Here is an 18,170-nt window from a genome sequence, read left to right as displayed (position 1 = left end):
TTATTGCCTCGCACGCTGATTCCCTGACCAATATACTCAAAATTCTTCGCTTGGTTGAAATAGTTATAAATATAGCGTTTTATATTATTTCCTGACCTAAAACCAAATTGATAGCTTATAGCCAATGCAGCACATCAATCACTTAGGAGCTATCCATGAAACACCAGGCGATCACATTAACGCTGTTGGCCAGTTTGGCTACGCTTTCCGGCATGGCTCACGCCGATAAACTGGATGATATTAAACAGGCTGGTGTGGTGCGAATTGCGGTTTTTGATAGCAATCCTCCGTTTGGCTACATTGATGAGCAAAGTAAAAAGTTGGTGGGCTACGATGTGGATGTGGCTAATGCGATAGCAAAAGATTTAGGCGTAAAGCTGGAGCTAAAGGCAACAAACCCAGCTAACCGCATTCCGCTATTAGCATCGAAAAAAGTTGATTTGATCGCTGCCAACTTCACTATTACCGATGAGCGTGCTAAACAAGTGAACTTTAGCCTGCCTTATTTTGCCACGGGACAGAAATTTATTGCCCGCAAAGGGGTACTAAAAACGCCGGAGGACATCGGCAAACTGCGTATCGGCGCGGATAAAGGTACGGTACAAGAAATTACCCTGCGGGAGCGTTATCCCACCGCTAAAGTGATCTCCTACGATGATACGCCGCTGGCTTTCACCGCTTTGCGTAATGGTAACGTTCAGGCTATTACTCAGGATGATGCAAAATTAGTGGGTTTACTGGGTAACGTACCCGCTGCGCAAAAAGCAGATTTTGAAATATCTCCATTCAGTATTACCAAAGAATACCAAGGCATCGGAATGCCTAAAGGTGAGGATCGTCTGACTGCAGCGGTAAATCAAACATTGGAAAAACTGGAGAAAGACGGTGACGCGGTGAAGATTTATAACCACTGGTTCGGGCCGGAAACCAAATCTGCCCAGCCGCGCGGCGATTTTAAGTTTGCGCCTTTGGATCAGCAGCCTAAAGCCTGATTTTTTTCGATGTGATTCACTCAGCCTGGATGCCCCGTATTGATAGCCAATGCGGGGTTATTTGTTTTACGCAAGGGCGTTATTTGCAGGACAGGGAGAGTCGCGCCAAATGGATTTGAACGATAACCCGACGGGTACAGAAGTATATGAATTTTCATCGATTAACTGATTGGTTGCTGGTTTCACCCTATATTGGCTGGCTATGGGACGGCTTTTTACTGACCCTATGGATCTCCGCCTGTACGGTTGTCGCTGCGACTTTGCTGGGTTTTGTTCTGGCTGCAGCCAGAGATAGCCACCTAAAACTGCTTCAGTGGTCGACCATTGCCTACAGTACGCTATTTCGCAATACTCCTTTGTTAATACAACTTTTTTTCTGGTATTTCGCCGCCGGTCAGGTACTGCCTTCATCATGGATGCAGTGGTTAAATACCCCCCATGAATTATCCTTTTCCAGATTGGTACTTCCTTGGCCTTCATTTGAGTTTCTGGCCGGATTTATTGGCCTGACTTTATATTCCTCGGCTTTTATTGCGGAAGAATTACGTGCGGGAATTAGCGGTGTAGCTAAAGGGCAAAAATATGCTGCACACGCTCTTGGGTTAACGGGTTGGCAATCCATGCGTTACGTCGTTTTGCCACAGGCGCTAAAAATAGCCATGCCGCCGTTATTGGGGCAATACATGAATATAATCAAGAACTCATCTTTAGCTATGGCGATTGGCGTCGCAGAACTTTCTTATGCGTCTCGTCAGGTTGAAACTGAAACTTTACGCACCTTTCAGGCCTTCGGCGTGGCGACTCTGTTGTATATCTCGGTTATTGCGTTGATTGAGGCATGGGGAATGTGGCGTCAACAGCGATTGATTGCGCGAGGGCATTAAGATGGATTTTACGATTATTGCGGATAACTGGCGCTATTTGCTGTGGGGGACATTCCCCGAGGGCCCATTAGGCGGCGCGGCGCTGACGCTGGCGATTAGCCTGATGGCGGGGGCGGCGTCAGCGGTTCTGGGGATTATACTTGGCGTAGCGCTGGCGATGTCGCGTGGCGTATGGGGCGGAATATTGGCGGCGGTTTTAGGTTTTTTTCGCGCAATCCCCGTTATTATGCTGATTTTCTGGACCTATTTTTTACTACCGATCGTTTTTGGCGTAGATATTCCGGAAATTACCACCGTGGTCTGCGCGCTGGCGTTGATTGCCTCGGCCTATCTGGCTCACGCGGTAAAAGCGGGCATTCTGGCGATAGGAGAAGGCCAATGGCAAGCGGGGTTATCCCTTGGATTTAACCGTTGGCAGGTATTGGCTTATGTGATTTTACCGCAGGCGCTGCGCATGATGGTGCCGTCGTTTATCAATCAATGGATCTCATTGATAAAAGATACTTCGCTGGCCTATATCGTTGGCGTGAATGAACTGACGTTTCTGGCGACTCAGGTTAATAACCGCAGCATGGTATACCCGATGGAGGTATTCCTGTTCGTTGCCTTGATTTACTTTATTTTTTGTCTGACTTTGGATGTATTGGCTAACGTTATCAATCGTCGTTTCAGCCCGCAAACACGGGCAATTAAACGAGCATGGCGCTGGTGGAGGGATAAACCGGCGCTGCCTGCCAGCTAATTTTTCGTCAGTTTCCAGCCTTTTCGCTGCCATAGCTCAGGAAGTTGCTGCATATCGTAAAAAGTGGTGACTGATGGATGATCGATTGGCTGGTTATGGGGATCGGCGCAATAGTAAAAAACCGGTATGCCAGCTGCGATGCCGGCCTGAGCGCCTGCCAGCGAGTCCTCGACTAAAATACAGGTTTCAACGGGAACCTGCATTTTATTGGCTGCGTGGTGAATCAAGGCAGGATCGGGCTTCCAGCGCTGAATGTCATAGCCACTATATAAGTTGTTAGCGAAGTAATGGCGCAAATCTGTCAGCCCCAGAGAGTGCTCCATCTTACTGACCGGTCCGTTAGATACCACACAGACTGGCACATTTATTGTTTGTAACAGTGAGTTAGCGCCGGGAATAGGTTGCAATTCACTGTCAAACAGCCGCGCGACCTCCTGTCGATATATTCTCTCCATTTCAGCAACTGGCTGATTTAAATCATATTCTCCGCTGACACACTCAATAATTTCATAGAGTTTTATGCCCTTGAAGCGCTTAATGACGCTTTCCAGCGAAAGGTGAATACCATATTGGGCAAAAAGTAGCACGTAGGCTCGGCAACATAGCACTTCGCTGTCTACTAATGTTCCGTCGCAATCAAACATGACGCATTGAATCTGAGACATAGCACCAATCCTTACTGTAAAAATCGCTTAAACCCACTTTAGCGTCACGGATTAATATTGCGACGTTTATTATCATTGTTAGCGTGATAATTAATAACAAAATTAATAAATACAGTCGATTGAGTAAAAAAAATCGTCAAAATCAGCGGTTTTTTTCAGTGGAATAGCAGTTAAAGACGAGGCGATTTGATACAAACCTCTGCGAAAAATAGCTAAAAAAGAATGTGATCCGGCTCAACATTGACGCGTTTTGTTATAGGATAGCAGCCGACTATTCACCCCCTATTGTGGACTCTGATAATGAGTAAACCAAACCTTGATGTTGAGCAGGGGATGCTCGAACGCGTATTTAAGCTAAAACAGCATGGAACAACGGCACGCACTGAGCTAATCGCCGGTATTACGACTTTCCTAACCATGGTCTATATCGTTTTTGTTAATCCCCAAATCCTTGGGGTTGCCGGTATGGATGTGCAGGCTGTTTTTGTCACTACCTGCCTGATCGCCGCTTTTGGCAGTATTTTTATGGGATTACTCGCGAACTTACCCGTTGCTCTGGCTCCCGCTATGGGGCTGAACGCCTTCTTTGCTTTTGTCGTCGTTGGCGCTATGGGTATTTCATGGCAGGTGGCGATGGGCGCTATTTTCTGGGGCGCAATCGGTTTCCTGTTATTGACCATTTTCCGCATCCGCTATTGGATGATTGCCAACATTCCATTGAGCCTTCGTGTCGGTATTACCAGTGGTATTGGTCTGTTTATCGCGATGATGGGCCTGAAAAATGCCGGTATCGTGGTTGCAAATCCGGACACGCTGGTCGCCGTGGGCGATCTGAGCTCCCACAGTGTCCTATTGGGAGCGCTAGGCTTCTTTATCATAGCTGTATTGGCTTCGCGTAATATCCATGCTGCAGTGCTGGTATCCATCGTCGTAACGACGCTGATCGGCTGGGTGTTGGGCGATGTACAGTATCAAGGCATTTTCTCCATGCCACCCAGCGTAACCAGCGTTGTTGGTCAGGTGGATATCGCCGGTGCGTTGAATCTGGGTCTAGCAGGCGTCATTTTCTCCTTTATGCTGGTTAACCTGTTCGATTCATCTGGCACGCTGATTGGTGTAACAGATAAAGCGGGCCTGACGGATGAAAATGGCAAGTTCCCGCGTATGAAACAGGCGCTTTACGTCGACAGTATCAGCTCTGTAGCAGGGGCACTGGTAGGAACCTCCTCGGTAACCGCTTATATCGAAAGCTCCTCCGGTGTTTCCGTCGGCGGCCGTACGGGTTTAACCGCTGTTGTGGTGGGAATCCTATTCTTGCTGGTGATCTTTATCTCACCGCTTGCCGGGATGGTGCCTGCTTATGCGGCTGCTGGCGCGCTGATTTATGTTGGGGTTCTGATGACATCCAGCCTGGCTCGAGTGAAATGGGATGATTTAACCGAAGCGGTTCCGGCCTTTGTGACCGCTGCCATGATGCCATTCAGCTTCTCAATCACTGAAGGTATCGCTTTAGGCTTTATCGCATATTGTGTAATGAAGTTGGGCACAGGGCGTTGGCGTGAAATCAGCCCTTGCGTGGTCGTTGTCGCGTTACTCTTTGTGCTAAAAATTGCTTTTGTCGATCATTAATTATTGGATCGAATAATAAAAATGGCCCCGAATCTGCAGAGATCGGGGCTTTTTTTATCTGGGTCTGATACAAAATGGGGCTTACTTCACTTGAACTCGCTCAATATAAGTGCTGAACGCGGCAAGTTGTTTAGTCAGAAAATCTAAGGTTCCCTGATCGGTTAATTCTCTGCGATCTTCATCGACTTTACTCTGAATGACGCCGCCCATAAATTCTGGTTTATTCATTACCATAGCGTCGAGGAAGACCAAAATCTGGCGCAGGTGATATTGGCAGCGTGCGCCCCCGATAGGACCCATTGAACTAGTTTGAATTAACACGGGTTTGCCAGCCAAAGGCTGGTTTTGCAGGCGGGAAAGCCAATCGATAGCGTTTTTCAAACCGCCGGGAACTGAATAGTTATATTCCGGTGTCACAATGATCACGCCATCGGCCTGACGGATTTGCTCGGCAATGGCTTCTACGCTAGCTGGAACGCCGTCTTCCTGTTGAACATCAGCATCATAAAGAGGAATATCGCGAATAGAAGGCAGGGCCTCGATGGTCACTCCAGCGGGAGCTAATTGCGGCAAGGCTTTGGCAACCATAGCGTTATAGGAACCGGAACGTAGGCTACCCAGTAGGGTAACAAGTTTAAGCGGCTGTTGTGACATGACTCACTCCTGTTTATTGGTGAAATAATATTACCTTGAACTAGATTAGGCTTGCTTACCCGAATTAAACAATAGGTATTTGCCTACTTATCTTGCTGAATATCAATAAAAATATCGCTGCCCAAGTGGGAGTGGGTGTGGGAGTAGGTGTAAGGTTATCGGTTTGATAAAAAAGGGGAACTCTGTTTCTATTGTACTAATAATAATCAAAAAAACGTTAATTGACCTGCAACTGTATAGCTTTTTTCTTTGAGTAAAGTAGATATTTATGGCTTAGTGCTGCGATCAATAACTTTAATCAGGAAGGGTTAGGTCGGGAGAGTGTGATCATTAATATTGCCATTAAAATAAGGCTGCGCGGTGGGCGTGACTGAAGAATACTCCGTTATTTCGGCTATTAGCGCCAGGCGGAGGGAAATGAAGAAAAATAAAATTTTCTTAGCATGTGTAGATGAGACATTTTTTAACGTTATACATATAAACAGTGTGGTTATGTGTCTTTTTAAGGATAATACCTCGGTTTAAACAGGTTAATAGATCGAAATAAACATGCTATTAAAGTAGATTATTTCATTTTATATCGAAATAGATGACAACGATGATTAAGGTTTTCGAGATTATTAATTAAATAAAGCAGGAAATGCCTACAGGACAGACCAGATGAATGCAGAGATAATTAACCTCTATGTGTAAAGAATTATTTACTTCAAATTTTAACTTATTGTAAAAAAACGATTTAACTTAAGTCATTTTCTTGTTATGCTGTAAATAGATTAAAGTTTGATCTAAATCATAAAATCCCATATAATTTTTCTCCTTAAAAGATATTAATTAAAAGGCTAAGGACGGAATCTTAATTAAGAAAGTAAATGGATTTTATAAAGTGCCAATGGTTATTTTAAAGTAAAAACATAGGAGTTATCCAAAGCTCTTATTTCTTGTTTTTATCGAAAATTTTATTCTGGTTATTTTAATTTTCTTGTTGTTATATCAGTACAGGTTTATATCTGTACTGGAAAATTGTTTTTGTCATAAATTATTAACGTTTTTTATTTCGTAGTTTAAAAATAAATGGATGTATATTTTATTTATCAAGGAGATATATAAGGAATGGTGGTTTTATTTTTAACTACTGGGACGCTGATGTCTTTAAGTGGCGCGACGTATGCGTTGACAAAAGGAACGGTGAAATTATGAAAGCAACCTGTACTGTTTCTGGTGCTTCAGATTTTCCTGTCACAATGGGAGCATATTTAAAAAGCGAGATAAAAAACAGAGGCGATGATAAATTTAGTGGGAGTGAGAGAGATTTAAGTATTAGATTAATTGGTTGCCCGGTTGTTGTTGGCGCTCCGGTTCTGATGTCTATTGCTTTTACCGGTACGGCAGATAAAGTGGATAACAAATTGTTAATATTAGATTCATCAGGCGCTAAAGGGATCGGTATAGGTCTTTACGACGAGGGTGGAAATCAAATACCTTTAAATTCAGCCGAGTATGATTATCCCGTTACTATTGGTAATAATGATGTGAATATTCCTTTTAAAGTCACTTATGTCTCTAATGGTGAAGCTAGCGCAGCAGGAAAGGCAGAGGCTACTCTAAATTTTGACATTTCTTATAAATAAAAATATAAATTAATTTTCATAAATTTTTATTCCCTAGTAACAGGTGAATTGTGATCGCTATTTGCTAGGGATAATTAACACCATGGACAGTTATTATGAAATATAAAATAAATAATTTATTTAATTTGTCTCTTTTGACTAGAAAAACAGCGTTGATATTATCAATGTTATTCATATTTCCGGCTTGGGCTGGCGTAACCGTTGGAGGAACGAGAGTTATCTATGATGGAAATAAAAAAGAGGCGTCAATCTCGGTAATTAATTCTGATGAAACAAAGCCTTATTTAATTCAATCTTTTATCAATAGCAATACAAAAGGTGAGAAACCTCCCTTTGTCGTGACGCCTCCATTATTTCGTTTGGATGCAGGTAAAGAAAGTACGCTCAGAATTGTACGCACCGGTGGTCACTTACCGGATGATAGGGAATCGGTGTTTTATCTCAATGTGAAATCGATCCCTTCGGTGCAAGAAAATGAACAAAATACTTTATTAATAGCGGTTAAAACGAGGATCAAACTGTTTTACCGGCCTAAAGGCATTAGTGGAGATGCGGAAGATGCTTATAAATCATTGATGTTTAGGCGTATTGGTAACCAACTTGAGGTTAAAAACCCCAGCAATTATTACGTGACGCTAGGACAAATTAGGGTTAATGGTAAAGCTTTGGCAGGCGCGGACATGATAGCCCCGCAGGGTGTTTCTTACTTCTTACTTCCATCGGATTCAGCGGGTTGTTCCGTAAAATGGAGCAGCATTAATAGCTACGGTGGCGTCAGCCCGGAGATCACACAAAAACTGCGGTAAAAGGAAGATGAACGATCAGAAGGAGGCTGAAAAGTATTATGTTAAATATAAAGCTAGGTGCGCTAAAGTTATTATTTTGTACGCTTATTTCAGCCTTTTTTATGCTTATCGGTACTCTTATCATCCTCGATTATGGCGCAAGATCATTTTCGATTATCTGCGTTGGAGTTAAGCGATGCAGAGCAAGCGGTTATTGATTTAAGTGCTTTTTCAAACTCGGGTGGTCAATTACCCGTTGAGTATCAGGTGGTTATATTTCTTAACGGAAATGAGAAAGAAACCAGACGGGTCAGATTTATTCAGGCGGTGGATAAAGTATTATTACCACAGTTAATCGTGGATGATCTTCGCCGCTTTGGTGTAAAAATATCGTCAACACCGACGCTGAGTGATCTTCCTTCAACTCATATTCTTGATGACCTTAAAGAATATATTCCTCAGGTGTCTGCTGTTTTTAATTTTTACTCTCAACGTTTGGGTATCAGCATCCCGCAGGCTGCGCTAGGTGCTCAGGTCAGAGATACCGTTTCATCGCATTTATGGCAACAGGGGCAGACTACATTTTTAGTGAACTAGGATTTAACCGGTTCGGATAATCATAATGGAACAAGTAAAAACCAAAGCTATTTTTTAAATTTGCGAAGTTGAATGAATATTGGTTCTTGGCGTACCAGAAAGTAATCTACCTATAGTCATGATTCTGAGGAAGGTGTTTACGGCTTGCGGCCCATTGTCATCATTAAAAGGATTTTTTCTTCTATTAGTTATATTTTTATTATCCAAAAATATAATAAAATAGGATTGATGTTAGTTATATCTATTGTTTTTTTATAGTTATTTTAATGTAACAAAAGCTGCAGGGTCCCTGTATGTAACGTTAACCTAACTGTAGGGATGGTTAATTCTGATGATATTTTTATTCGTCACGATATAGCTCATTCACCGAAAGTAATATATAAAACTTTAGGTGGGGTTAAGGTAAACTGTCCGGGAAAAACCAATCAGAGAATCTATGTTAAGTCTATGACAGGAGTGTCGAATACTCACGGAGATAATTATTTCGATACCAATCTGTCCGGGGTAAAATAAAATGGATTCTCCAACCAAATAATTTAAAGCCTCAGGAAATGAACGTCGGTAGTATGAGAGGGATCGGTATCAGAAAAGAATTTATCGGCAAATTTTATATATCAGTTGATAAGAATGCCGAGTCTGGTGTAGTTAATCCAATAAAAATAATATTATCTCGTCAGAATGAGAGGGGGTAAATACTGAAGAGGTTTTATTTAGCTACGAAATTCCCAGCTTTAAAGTAATGGCAAAAACCTGTGAAGTCCTGACGCCAAAAATTAATGTTCCAATGGGTGCTGTATTGAAAAATACCTTTAAAGGTGTTGGCAGCACTAGCGGTGAGCGAAACTTTGATATTGAAGTGCTGTGCAGAGGAGGGGTTCAGGCGAATATTGTCTGGCAGGGGGGAAGTAGCAACGGTGTCATCACAGCGGATTCGACATCGACTTCCGCGGGGATGGGCATTCAAATATTTGAGCGGGATGCACCTTTGGTTTTTGATGCAGAACAACCGCTTGGGAGTCTCTCTACTTTAACCAAACTGCCCTATAAGGCCAGATTCTATCAAACCGAGAATAGAATAGCTGCTGGCAGCCTGATGACTACGGCCGCTTTCACCGTCAATTATAAATAATCTTAATTTTAGGGCGAAATGGCAGCGGCGTGATTTGGCGTTGATGAGGTAAAAGTTATGCATTTGCCGATTGAGCGGCTTTATTAGCTAGAGCCATCATGAGTGTGAGCGCTTACTTACTTGTTGTTGCACTATTCTTTGGTCTTCATAATGGCATCTAAATAAGACGCCATTATGAATTATCGGGATAAGCAGTGTATTTGACTTAGCCCGATTAGGTTTTGATTATTTACCGATACAGAAACTAGAGAAAATGCGCCCCAACAAGTCATCAGAACTGAATTCACCGGTTATTTCGCTAAGTGATTGTTGAGCAAGGCGTAATTCCTCAGCCAGAAGCTCGCCAGCCTGTGCGCCAACCAGTTGTTCATAACCTTGAACCAGATGCTGTGCAGCGGCTTCCAGCGCCTGTAAATGGCGGCGCCTAGCCAGGAAGCCCCCTTCGGTATTGCTGGTGAATCCCATGCTTTGTTTTAAATGATCTCTCAGCAAGTCAATTCCGTCACCGGTTCGGGCTGATAAACGAATAAGTGAGTAACCATTCACTTCGGTTAAGCCCAGTGTCTCGCCTGTCACATCGGCTTTATTACGTACGACGGTAATAGGTAATGTCGCGGGTAAACGAGCCATAAACTCTGGCCAGATTATCGCAGGCTCAGTAGCATCAGTCGTTGTGCCATCGACCATAAACAGCACTCTGTCAGCCTGTTCGATCTCGTTCCAAGCACGTTCGATACCAATTCGCTCTACTTCATCGCTTGCTTCGCGTAAGCCTGCGGTATCAATAATATGTAGCGGCATACCGTCGATATGAATATGTTCCCGCAGCACGTCGCGGGTGGTACCGGCGATATCTGTAACAATGGCGGCTTCACGTCCTGCTAACGCATTGAGAAGACTGGATTTTCCTGCGTTCGGACGACCAGCGATGACCACTTTCATCCCTTCTCGCAGTAGGCTGCCCTGACGAGCCTCGGCGCGTACGTTTTCCAGATCGCGCATTACGCCGTTCAGCTGGCCTTCTATTTTGCCATCAGAAAGAAAGTCGATTTCCTCATCTGGAAAATCGATCGCAGCCTCCACGTAGATTCGCAGGTGAGTGAGTGCTTCCACCAGTTGATGAATGCGGACTGAAAAAGCGCCTTGCAGCGAGTTGACCGCCGAACGCGCAGCTTGCTCAGAACTGGCGTCGATCAGATCGGCGATAGCCTCCGCTTGTGCCAAATCTAGCTTGTCATTGAGAAACGCACGTTCGGAAAATTCACCGGGGCGAGCAATACGCACGCCTGGCAGGGCCAGGACGCGTTTAAGCAGTAAATCCAGTATTACAGGGCCACCATGCCCCTGTAATTCAAGCACGTCCTCGCCGGTGAAAGAATTCGGGCCGGGGAAGTAGAGAGCGATACCCTGATCCAGCGTAGTGCCGTCGGCATCGCGGAAAGGCAAATAGTCGGCATAGCGCGGCTTGGGTAATTTACCCAAAACTGCCTCGGCGACTGCGGCCACGGCACGGCCTGAAACACGTAAAATGCCAACGCCACCGCGTCCCGGCGGGGTAGCTTGTGCGACGATCGTATCCGTTGCGCTCATGGTTATCTCTCTCTTGGACGGCGTAAAAATGGTTTCTATTAAAAAAGAATAAGGCGGTCAATTGACCGCCTTAGGCTATTACTACAGATGATTACCGATACAAATTATTTCTTTTTGTCGCGGCTGTGTAAGCCACGTTTTTCCAGGCCACGGTAAATCAACTGCTGCTGAAGGATGGTCACCAGGTTACTGACGATATAGTACAGTACCAGACCTGCTGGGAACCACAGGAAGAACACTGTGAAAATTACCGGCATAAAGGTCATGATCTTTTGCTGCATCGGGTCAGTGACGGTAGTCGGTGACATCTTCTGGATGAAGTACATGGTTATACCCATCAGAATCGGCAGAATGTAGTACGGGTCTTGCGCCGATAAATCATGGATCCACAGGATGAACGGCGCATGGCGCAGCTCAACGGAACTCATCAGCATGTAGTACAAGGCCAGGAAGATTGGCATCTGGATGATCAACGGTAAGCAGCCGCCCAGAGGATTCACTTTCTCAGCTTTGTACAGTGCCATCATTTCCTGGCTCATACGTTGCTTATCGTCGCCGATTCGCTCACGCATCGCGGCCAGTTTAGGCTGCAACATACGCATCTTCGCCATCGAAGTGTACTGCGCCTTCGTCAGCGGGTACATGATACCACGCACGATAAAGGTGATTACGATGATGGAGAAGCCCCAGTTACCGACGAAACCGTGAATGAACTTCAGCAGTTTGAACAGCGGTTGAGAGATAAACCATAGCCAGCCGTAGTCAACAGTCAGGTCAAGATGCGGCGCGATAGCGGCCATTTTGTCCTGAATTTCTGGGCCAACCCACAGGGTTGCTCCCAGCTGTTTCTGTTCACCCGGTTGTACGACAACAGGCGCACCTTTGAAACCGATAGCCGCCAGTCCATTGCCCAGATCGGCAGAATAGAAGGTGTTAGTTTCGTTAGCCGCTGGAATCCACGCGGTTGCAAAATACTGCTGCAACATCGCAACCCAGCCACCTTTGGTGGTGATATTCAGCGGATCTTTTTCGATTTTATCGAAAGCATACTTCTGATAATTATCTTCATCAGAAGAGTACGCCGCGCCGCGATAAGTGTGCAGTGCGAAGTTATTGCTACCGGTATCACGGTGTTTAGGCAGGTTGATGCTTTGCTTCAGTTGCCCAAATAACGTCAATTCCAGCGGTGCGGCAGAGGCATTCTTAACGTGGTAATCCACGCCAATTGCGTAATCGTTACGTTTAACGATGAACGTTTTCGTAAAGACCGAGCCATCTTTGCCGGTAAAGGTCAGCGGGATACGCAGTTCATCCTGACCGTCAGCCAGCACAAAGCTATTTTGCGCCACTTCAAACAGCGGACGTTCGCCGTTTGCCGGGTTGTCCGGGCCATTCTTGCCTGTCAGGCCACTTTGCGCCTGATAAACAAAGGCTGGCGTGGTTTCCAACAGCTCAAATGTTTTGTCTGAACCCAGAGAATCCGGGTAAGCCAGCAGGTTAGCCTGCTCAATGTCACCGCCACGTGTATTAATGGTCAGAGACAGCACATCAGTTTTAACCGTGATCAATTGACCTTGGCCACTGGCAGGTACGGCCTGGCTTGCGGTATCACCGTTAGCAGCATTCGAAGTCTGTTGCGTGGTCTGGGCGGCGGTTTGTGGGTTGTTATCCACTTGCCATGCTTGCCAGATCATGAAAGACACGAACAGCAGCGCGATGAGGAGAAGATTGCGTTGCGAATCCATCGTTAGTGTTCTCTGTTATCGTCGGGTTTCGGCGGCACGGGATCATCGCCACCTGGGTTCAAAGGGTGGCATTTTAATACGCGTTTCAGCGTTAACCAACTGCCTTTTATCATGCCAAACCGGCGCAATGCCTCAATTCCGTAATGAGAGCACGTCGGATGGAAACGACAGCGTGGCCCCAACAGCGGACTGATTACGAGCTGATAGCCCCTAATCAGGCCGATCAGGATGCGGGAGCCTGGCGACAGTGGCGGCGCCATAATTTTTCCAAAGCTTCCGTCAACGCACGGTTATCAAGGTCAGCCACACCTTTTTTAACCAACACCACAAAATCCATAGACGGTAACGTGTGCTGATGCAGCCGGAAGCTTTCACGCGTTAAGCGTTTGATCCGGTTACGTTCGTGAGCACGTTTGACATGTTTTTTGGCGACGGTAAGACCGATGCGGGGATGCCCCAGCTCGTTCAGGCGGCCGAGGATGGTGATTTGCGGCGTGCCAGCCCGTTGTGGCTGCTGGAAGACGAAAGTGAAATGACTGGGAGTTAACAAACGTAACTCCCTAGGGAAAGCGAGCTTAACCACTCAGTCGGTTAGCTTTATTACTTAGAAACAGTCAGACGAGAACGGCTTTTCGCACGACGGCGAGCCAGAACTTGACGACCATTTTTGGTGGCCATACGAGCACGGAAACCGTGGCTACGGTTGCGCTTCAATACGGACGGTTGGAAAGTGCGTTTCATAGCGATTTCTACCTAAACTTAAAATTATTACTGATTCAGTAAACGCGTTTGGCTGCTCGGAGTGAAGACCACCGACGCCTCAATCGCAACATATAAAGAAGCGGGATTGTAATAATTGTACAGTCCTGAGTCAATTCACATTGCGCAAGCCAGTAAGGAAGTTTTCCAAACCGGGAGTTTACCAAGGAGCCTGCCCGTGTTTACCGAAGGATTCCGTTTGGCCAAAAGCCATCAGGAAAACAGGCATCACACGTAGGGCTGAGGATTATACGGACTCCCTGATAAATCGCAAGGATCGCATCAAGATCCTTTGATCTCATTAGGGGATCGGATTGTGGGCAGGCTGTGGGTTATTTCAGGAAAGTCTGAAATTTTTCTTGATTAATGCTGATGTGCTCAACCAAATGCGGCGCGGTGGGTTACACTTGTTTGTCAAGCCACACCCTGTGGATAAAAAGGATCTAATCTGTGAGGAAGGGGAGGATCTATTGCTCCTTTTGCGCTATGATCCGCCATTCCGATCGCGATCTCTACTCTGGGATCGTGGGGGGATGTTAATCGTAAAAAAACAACCGTAAAAAACGGTTCGCATGTCGCTTCGGCCTGCTACAGGCCAATTGGCGTGTGTCAAAAACGATGATTTACACAATATCCTGATTTCTTTCTTTTATTGATCTTGTTCGAGTGGAGTCCGCCGTGTCACTTTCGCTTTGGCAGCAGTGTCTTGCCCGATTGCAGGATGAGTTACCTGCCACAGAATTTAGTATGTGGATACGCCCTTTACAGGCGGAACTGAGTGACAATACTCTGGCGCTTTACGCACCTAATCGTTTTGTTTTGGACTGGGTACGTGATAAGTACTTAAACAATATCAATGGTTTGCTCAATGATTTCTGCGGTACAAATGTACCCTTACTTCGCTTTGAAGTTGGCAGCAAACCCATGGTACAAACACAGAATCAACCGGTTACCGCCGCCAGCGTCAGTGCGCCAGCAGCTCCTGTGATTCGCAGTGCGCCGATGCGCCCGAGTTGGGACAGCTCACCGGCGCAGCCAGAGCTTTCTTATCGCTCTAACGTTAACCCTAAGCACACTTTCGATAACTTTGTTGAAGGTAAATCTAACCAGCTGGCCCGCGCGGCAGCCCGTCAGGTTGCGGATAATCCGGGTGGTGCCTATAACCCGTTATTCCTCTATGGCGGCACCGGCTTGGGTAAAACTCACCTGTTACACGCGGTGGGAAATGGCATCATGGCACGTAAAGCCAATGCCAAAGTGGTTTACATGCATTCCGAACGCTTTGTGCAGGACATGGTAAAAGCGTTGCAAAACAACGCAATTGAAGAGTTTAAGCGTTATTATCGTTCAGTAGATGCGTTACTGATCGATGATATCCAGTTCTTTGCCAATAAAGAGCGTTCACAAGAAGAGTTCTTCCATACTTTCAACGCGTTGCTTGAGGGTAATCAACAAATCATTTTGACCTCGGACCGCTACCCGAAAGAGATAAATGGTGTGGAAGATCGTCTGAAATCACGCTTTGGTTGGGGTTTGACGGTCGCCATTGAGCCGCCGGAACTGGAAACCCGCGTGGCGATCCTGATGAAAAAAGCGGATGAAAATGATATTCGTCTGCCAGGAGAAGTGGCGTTCTTTATTGCTAAACGCCTGCGTTCTAACGTTCGTGAGCTGGAAGGGGCGCTGAACCGCGTCATTGCCAACGCGAACTTTACTGGACGCGCTATTACCATTGATTTTGTGCGTGAAGCGCTACGTGATTTGCTGGCGTTACAGGAAAAACTGGTCACTATCGATAATATTCAGAAGACAGTGGCCGAGTATTATAAAATCAAGGTCGCAGACCTGCTCTCCAAACGGCGTTCCCGTTCGGTGGCTCGCCCACGCCAAATGGCGATGGCATTGGCCAAAGAGCTAACCAACCACAGCCTGCCTGAAATCGGCGATGCGTTTGGTGGCCGCGACCACACCACGGTGTTGCACGCCTGCCGGAAAATTGAGCAGTTGCGTGAGGAAAGTCACGACATCAAAGAAGATTTCTCTAACTTAATCAGAACATTATCCTCCTAGCGCTATGAAATTTATCATTGAACGTGAGCATCTGCTAAAACCCCTGCAACAGGTCAGTAGCCCGCTGGGTGGACGTCCGACGTTGCCAATTCTGGGCAATCTGTTGCTGCAAGTCACGGAAGGCTCTTTGCTGCTGACCGGTACCGATCTGGAAATGGAAATGGTGGCGCGAGTCGCCTTGTCCCATTCCCATGAGCAGGGCGCAACGACCGTGCCTGCGCGGAAGTTTTTTGATATCTGGCGTGGTTTGCCGGAAGGTGCTGAAATTACCGTTGCGCTGGATGGCGATCGCCTGCTGGTGCGTTCGGGCCGCAGCCGCTTCTCGCTGTCTACGCTGCCTGCCGCCGATTTCCCGAATCTGGATGACTGGCAAAGTGAGGTGGAATTCATGCTGCCTCAAGCCACGATGAAGCGTTTGATTGAGTCAACCCAGTTCTCAATGGCCCATCAGGATGTACGTTACTACTTGAACGGTATGCTGTTTGAAACCGAAGGTGAAGAACTGCGCACCGTAGCCACCGACGGCCATCGCTTGGCGGTGTGCTCAATGCCTATTGGCCAAACTTTGCCTTCACATTCGGTGATCGTGCCGCGTAAAGGGGTCATGGAACTGGTTCGATTGCTGGACGGCGGCGAAACGCCACTGCGTCTGCAAATCGGCAGTAACAACATTCGTGCTCACGTGGGTGATTTTATTTTCACTTCCAAGCTGGTTGACGGCCGTTTCCCTGATTATCGCCGCGTATTACCTAAGAATCCTGATAAAACGCTGGAAGCAGGCTGCGATTTGCTGAAGCAGGCCTTCGCTCGCGCTGCTATTTTGTCGAATGAGAAATTCCGCGGTGTTCGGCTCTATGTTAGCCATAATCAGCTCAAAATCACGGCAAATAACCCGGAACAGGAAGAAGCAGAAGAGATTCTGGACGTTAGCTATGAAGGCGAGGAAATGGAAATCGGTTTCAATGTCAGCTACGTACTGGATGTTCTTAACGCCTTGAAATGTGAAGATGTTCGCCTATTGCTAACGGATTCGACTTCGAGCGTACAGATTGAAGATAGCGCGAGTCAGGCGGCGGCTTACGTAGTCATGCCAATGCGTTTGTAGTATTTATCGGGTTGTCGTATTTGCCTGCAGGGATGAGGCTGAACTCTGCTCACATCCAGTCTGCCGGCGATAATTACGTCCTCGGTCATAAGAATAAGAATCAGCTTCATGGCTTTGACGCGTTTACTGATAAAAGATTTTCGTAATATCGAATCTGCAGATCTGGCACCGGCCGCGGGATTTAATTTTCTCGTTGGCCCCAATGGCAGCGGTAAAACCAGCGTACTCGAAGCAGTATATACCCTTGGTCATGGTAGGGCTTTTCGCAGCCTACAGGCAGGAAGAGTGATTCGCCATGACTGCCCTGAGTTTGTATTACACGGGCGGGTAGACGGCGGAGAACGAGAGTTGTCCGTTGGGCTAAGCAAGAGTCGCCAGGGCGACAGTAAAGTGCGGATTGACGGCAGTGACGGCCATAAAGTGGCTGAGCTGGCGCAGATGTTGCCAATGCAGCTGATCACGCCAGAAGGTTTCACCTTATTGAACGGCGGGCCGAAGTTTCGGCGCGCTTTTTTAGACTGGGGTTGCTTTCATAATGAACCCGGTTTCTTTACCGCCTGGAGCAACCTGAAAAGGTTACTTAAGCAGCGCAACGCCGCGCTGCGCCAGGTGAGTCGCTATGCGCAAATACGGCCTTGGGATCAGGAAATTATCCCGCTGGCTGAGCGTATTAGCGAATGGCGAGCGGCATACAGTGACGCCATTGCCGCAGATATTGCTGCGACATGCGCCCTGTTCCTGCCAGAGTTCGCCTTGAGTTTCTCTTTCCAGCGTGGCTGGGACAAAGAGAGCGACTACGGTGAGTTGCTGGAACGCCAGTTTGAGCGTGACAGAGCGCTAACCTATACCGCCGTCGGGCCGCATAAAGCGGATTTCCGCATTCGGGCCGAGGGTACGCCGGTAGAAGATTTGCTATCGCGCGGTCAGCTAAAACTGCTGATGTGCGCGCTGCGGTTAGCGCAGGGTGAGTTTCTCACCCGACAGAGCGGGCGGCGTTGCCTGTATCTGCTTGACGATTTTGCTTCTGAACTGGACACCGGCCGACGCCGTTTATTGGCTGAGCGTTTGAAAGCCACCCAGGCACAGGTTTTTGTCAGTGCGGTTAGCGCTGAACAAGTAACCGACATGGTAGGTGAAAAGGGCAAGATGTTCCGAGTGGAACATGGCAAAATAGAGGTTCAACCACAGGATTAAAG

Annotated in this window: 18 protein-coding genes; 11 read left to right on the top strand and 7 right to left on the bottom strand. The window is 46.6% G+C overall.

Going from position 1 to position 18,170, the window contains the following annotated elements; translation table 11 throughout:
* Nucleotides 1–155 precede the first annotated feature (155 nt).
* The 3 genes from AD970_RS06095 (at nt 156) to AD970_RS06085 (ending at nt 2,618) form a co-directional block, all read left to right on the top strand.
* Nucleotides 156–992, top strand: coding sequence for an ABC transporter substrate-binding protein (locus AD970_RS06095; RefSeq protein ID WP_049597423.1), 837 nt, complete (start codon nt 156–158; stop codon nt 990–992).
* A 146-nt stretch (nt 993–1,138) separates the two neighbouring features.
* Entirely contained in the window at nt 1,139–1,876 is a 738-nt protein-coding gene (locus AD970_RS06090) for an amino acid ABC transporter permease (protein ID WP_049597422.1), read from the top strand.
* 1 nt (nt 1,877) lies between these two features.
* Nucleotides 1,878–2,618 carry an amino acid ABC transporter permease gene (locus AD970_RS06085; protein ID WP_049597421.1) on the top strand — a complete coding sequence of 247 codons (741 nt, stop codon included), beginning with the start codon at nt 1,878–1,880 and terminating at the stop codon, nt 2,616–2,618.
* On the opposite strand, the gene yieH is transcribed toward AD970_RS06085, so the two are convergent.
* A complete protein-coding gene (gene yieH, locus AD970_RS06080; protein ID WP_049597420.1) occupies nt 2,615–3,283 on the bottom strand; it encodes a 6-phosphogluconate phosphatase in 669 nt (222 codons plus the stop codon). The genes AD970_RS06085 and yieH overlap by 4 nt on opposite strands.
* A gap of 300 nt (nt 3,284–3,583) precedes the next feature.
* On the opposite strand from yieH, the gene AD970_RS06075 reads away from it, so the two are divergent.
* Entirely contained in the window at nt 3,584–4,912 is a 1,329-nt protein-coding gene (locus tag AD970_RS06075; protein WP_049597419.1) for an NCS2 family permease, read from the top strand.
* Nucleotides 4,913–4,993: 81 nt separating this feature from the next.
* On the opposite strand, the gene AD970_RS06070 is transcribed toward AD970_RS06075, so the two are convergent.
* Nucleotides 4,994–5,566: an NADPH-dependent FMN reductase gene (locus AD970_RS06070; RefSeq protein ID WP_049597418.1), complete on the bottom strand. Its 573-nt coding sequence runs from the start codon at nt 5,564–5,566 to the stop codon at nt 4,994–4,996.
* Between the two features lie 1,193 nt (nt 5,567–6,759).
* Between AD970_RS06070 and AD970_RS06065 the strand changes: the two genes are divergently transcribed.
* From AD970_RS06065 to AD970_RS06050, 4 genes are all read left to right on the top strand, one after another.
* Nucleotides 6,760–7,194, top strand: coding sequence for a fimbrial protein (locus AD970_RS06065; RefSeq protein WP_049597417.1), 435 nt, complete (start codon nt 6,760–6,762; stop codon nt 7,192–7,194).
* A gap of 95 nt (nt 7,195–7,289) precedes the next feature.
* Entirely contained in the window at nt 7,290–8,000 is a 711-nt protein-coding gene (locus tag AD970_RS06060) for a fimbrial biogenesis chaperone (protein ID WP_157045463.1), read from the top strand.
* A 132-nt stretch (nt 8,001–8,132) separates the two neighbouring features.
* The gene (locus AD970_RS06055) at nt 8,133–8,576 is read left to right on the top strand and encodes a FimD/PapC N-terminal domain-containing protein (RefSeq protein WP_049597416.1); all 444 of its coding nucleotides are present in this window, start codon (nt 8,133–8,135) and stop codon (nt 8,574–8,576) included.
* Nucleotides 8,577–9,315: 739 nt separating this feature from the next.
* Nucleotides 9,316–9,705 carry a fimbrial protein gene (locus AD970_RS06050; RefSeq protein WP_053215262.1) on the top strand — a complete coding sequence of 130 codons (390 nt, stop codon included), beginning with the start codon at nt 9,316–9,318 and terminating at the stop codon, nt 9,703–9,705.
* Nucleotides 9,706–9,930: 225 nt separating this feature from the next.
* Here the strand turns inward: AD970_RS06050 and mnmE are convergent, their stop codons facing one another.
* The 5 genes from mnmE to rpmH all read right to left on the bottom strand — a co-directional run bounded on the left by mnmE (nt 9,931) and on the right by rpmH (nt 13,781).
* Nucleotides 9,931–11,295, bottom strand: a complete 1,365-nt coding sequence (gene mnmE / locus AD970_RS06045) for a tRNA uridine-5-carboxymethylaminomethyl(34) synthesis GTPase MnmE (protein ID WP_049597415.1) — start codon at nt 11,293–11,295, stop codon at nt 9,931–9,933.
* A 104-nt stretch (nt 11,296–11,399) separates the two neighbouring features.
* A complete protein-coding gene (gene yidC / locus AD970_RS06040; protein WP_049597414.1) occupies nt 11,400–13,040 on the bottom strand; it encodes a membrane protein insertase YidC in 1,641 nt (546 codons plus the stop codon).
* Between the two features lie 2 nt (nt 13,041–13,042).
* Nucleotides 13,043–13,300: a membrane protein insertion efficiency factor YidD gene (gene yidD / locus AD970_RS06035; protein WP_049597413.1), complete on the bottom strand. Its 258-nt coding sequence runs from the start codon at nt 13,298–13,300 to the stop codon at nt 13,043–13,045.
* Nucleotides 13,264–13,623, bottom strand: a complete 360-nt coding sequence (gene rnpA / locus AD970_RS06030; protein ID WP_025380108.1) for a ribonuclease P protein component — start codon at nt 13,621–13,623, stop codon at nt 13,264–13,266. Before rnpA ends, yidD begins: the two co-directional genes overlap by 37 nt.
* Nucleotides 13,624–13,640: 17 nt before the next feature.
* The gene (gene rpmH, locus AD970_RS06025; protein WP_002220736.1) at nt 13,641–13,781 is read right to left on the bottom strand and encodes a 50S ribosomal protein L34; all 141 of its coding nucleotides are present in this window, start codon (nt 13,779–13,781) and stop codon (nt 13,641–13,643) included.
* Nucleotides 13,782–14,477: 696 nt separating this feature from the next.
* Between rpmH and dnaA the strand changes: the two genes are divergently transcribed.
* From dnaA to recF, 3 genes are all read left to right on the top strand, one after another.
* Nucleotides 14,478–15,869, top strand: a complete 1,392-nt coding sequence (gene dnaA, locus AD970_RS06015) for a chromosomal replication initiator protein DnaA (RefSeq protein ID WP_049597411.1) — start codon at nt 14,478–14,480, stop codon at nt 15,867–15,869.
* Nucleotides 15,870–15,873: 4 nt separating this feature from the next.
* Complete coding sequence (gene dnaN, locus AD970_RS06010) at nt 15,874–16,974, top strand: DNA polymerase III subunit beta (RefSeq protein ID WP_049597410.1); 1,101 nt, start codon at nt 15,874–15,876, stop codon at nt 16,972–16,974.
* 108 nt (nt 16,975–17,082) lie between these two features.
* The gene (gene recF, locus AD970_RS06005; protein WP_049597409.1) at nt 17,083–18,168 is read left to right on the top strand and encodes a DNA replication/repair protein RecF; all 1,086 of its coding nucleotides are present in this window, start codon (nt 17,083–17,085) and stop codon (nt 18,166–18,168) included.
* Nucleotides 18,169–18,170 lie beyond the last annotated feature (2 nt).

Origin of the sequence: Yersinia nurmii (genome assembly GCF_001112925.1) — a bacterium.
Taxonomy (GTDB): Bacteria; Pseudomonadota; Gammaproteobacteria; order Enterobacterales; family Enterobacteriaceae; genus Yersinia; species Yersinia nurmii.
This window is presented reverse-complemented; position numbering and strand designations above follow the sequence as displayed.

Excerpts from the sequence above, each read along its gene's own strand:
- recF (WP_049597409.1), top strand. The coding sequence starts at position 17,083 with ATGGCTTTGACGCGTTTACTGATAAAAGATTTTCGTAATATCGAATCT.
- AD970_RS06070 (WP_049597418.1), bottom strand. The coding sequence starts at position 5,566 with ATGTCACAACAGCCGCTTAAACTTGTTACCCTACTGGGTAGCCTACGT.
- AD970_RS06085 (WP_049597421.1), top strand. The coding sequence starts at position 1,878 with ATGGATTTTACGATTATTGCGGATAACTGGCGCTATTTGCTGTGGGGG.
- rpmH (WP_002220736.1), bottom strand. The coding sequence starts at position 13,781 with ATGAAACGCACTTTCCAACCGTCCGTATTGAAGCGCAACCGTAGCCAC.
- AD970_RS06065 (WP_049597417.1), top strand. The coding sequence starts at position 6,760 with ATGAAAGCAACCTGTACTGTTTCTGGTGCTTCAGATTTTCCTGTCACA.
- AD970_RS06060 (WP_157045463.1), top strand. The coding sequence starts at position 7,290 with ATGAAATATAAAATAAATAATTTATTTAATTTGTCTCTTTTGACTAGA.
- yieH (WP_049597420.1), bottom strand. The coding sequence starts at position 3,283 with ATGTCTCAGATTCAATGCGTCATGTTTGATTGCGACGGAACATTAGTA.
- AD970_RS06075 (WP_049597419.1), top strand. The coding sequence starts at position 3,584 with ATGAGTAAACCAAACCTTGATGTTGAGCAGGGGATGCTCGAACGCGTA.
- yidD (WP_049597413.1), bottom strand. The coding sequence starts at position 13,300 with ATGGCGCCGCCACTGTCGCCAGGCTCCCGCATCCTGATCGGCCTGATT.
- dnaN (WP_049597410.1), top strand. The coding sequence starts at position 15,874 with ATGAAATTTATCATTGAACGTGAGCATCTGCTAAAACCCCTGCAACAG.
- yidC (WP_049597414.1), bottom strand. The coding sequence starts at position 13,040 with ATGGATTCGCAACGCAATCTTCTCCTCATCGCGCTGCTGTTCGTGTCT.
- mnmE (WP_049597415.1), bottom strand. The coding sequence starts at position 11,295 with ATGAGCGCAACGGATACGATCGTCGCACAAGCTACCCCGCCGGGACGC.
- AD970_RS06090 (WP_049597422.1), top strand. The coding sequence starts at position 1,139 with ATGAATTTTCATCGATTAACTGATTGGTTGCTGGTTTCACCCTATATT.
- AD970_RS06055 (WP_049597416.1), top strand. The coding sequence starts at position 8,133 with ATGGCGCAAGATCATTTTCGATTATCTGCGTTGGAGTTAAGCGATGCA.
- AD970_RS06050 (WP_053215262.1), top strand. The coding sequence starts at position 9,316 with ATGGCAAAAACCTGTGAAGTCCTGACGCCAAAAATTAATGTTCCAATG.
- AD970_RS06095 (WP_049597423.1), top strand. The coding sequence starts at position 156 with ATGAAACACCAGGCGATCACATTAACGCTGTTGGCCAGTTTGGCTACG.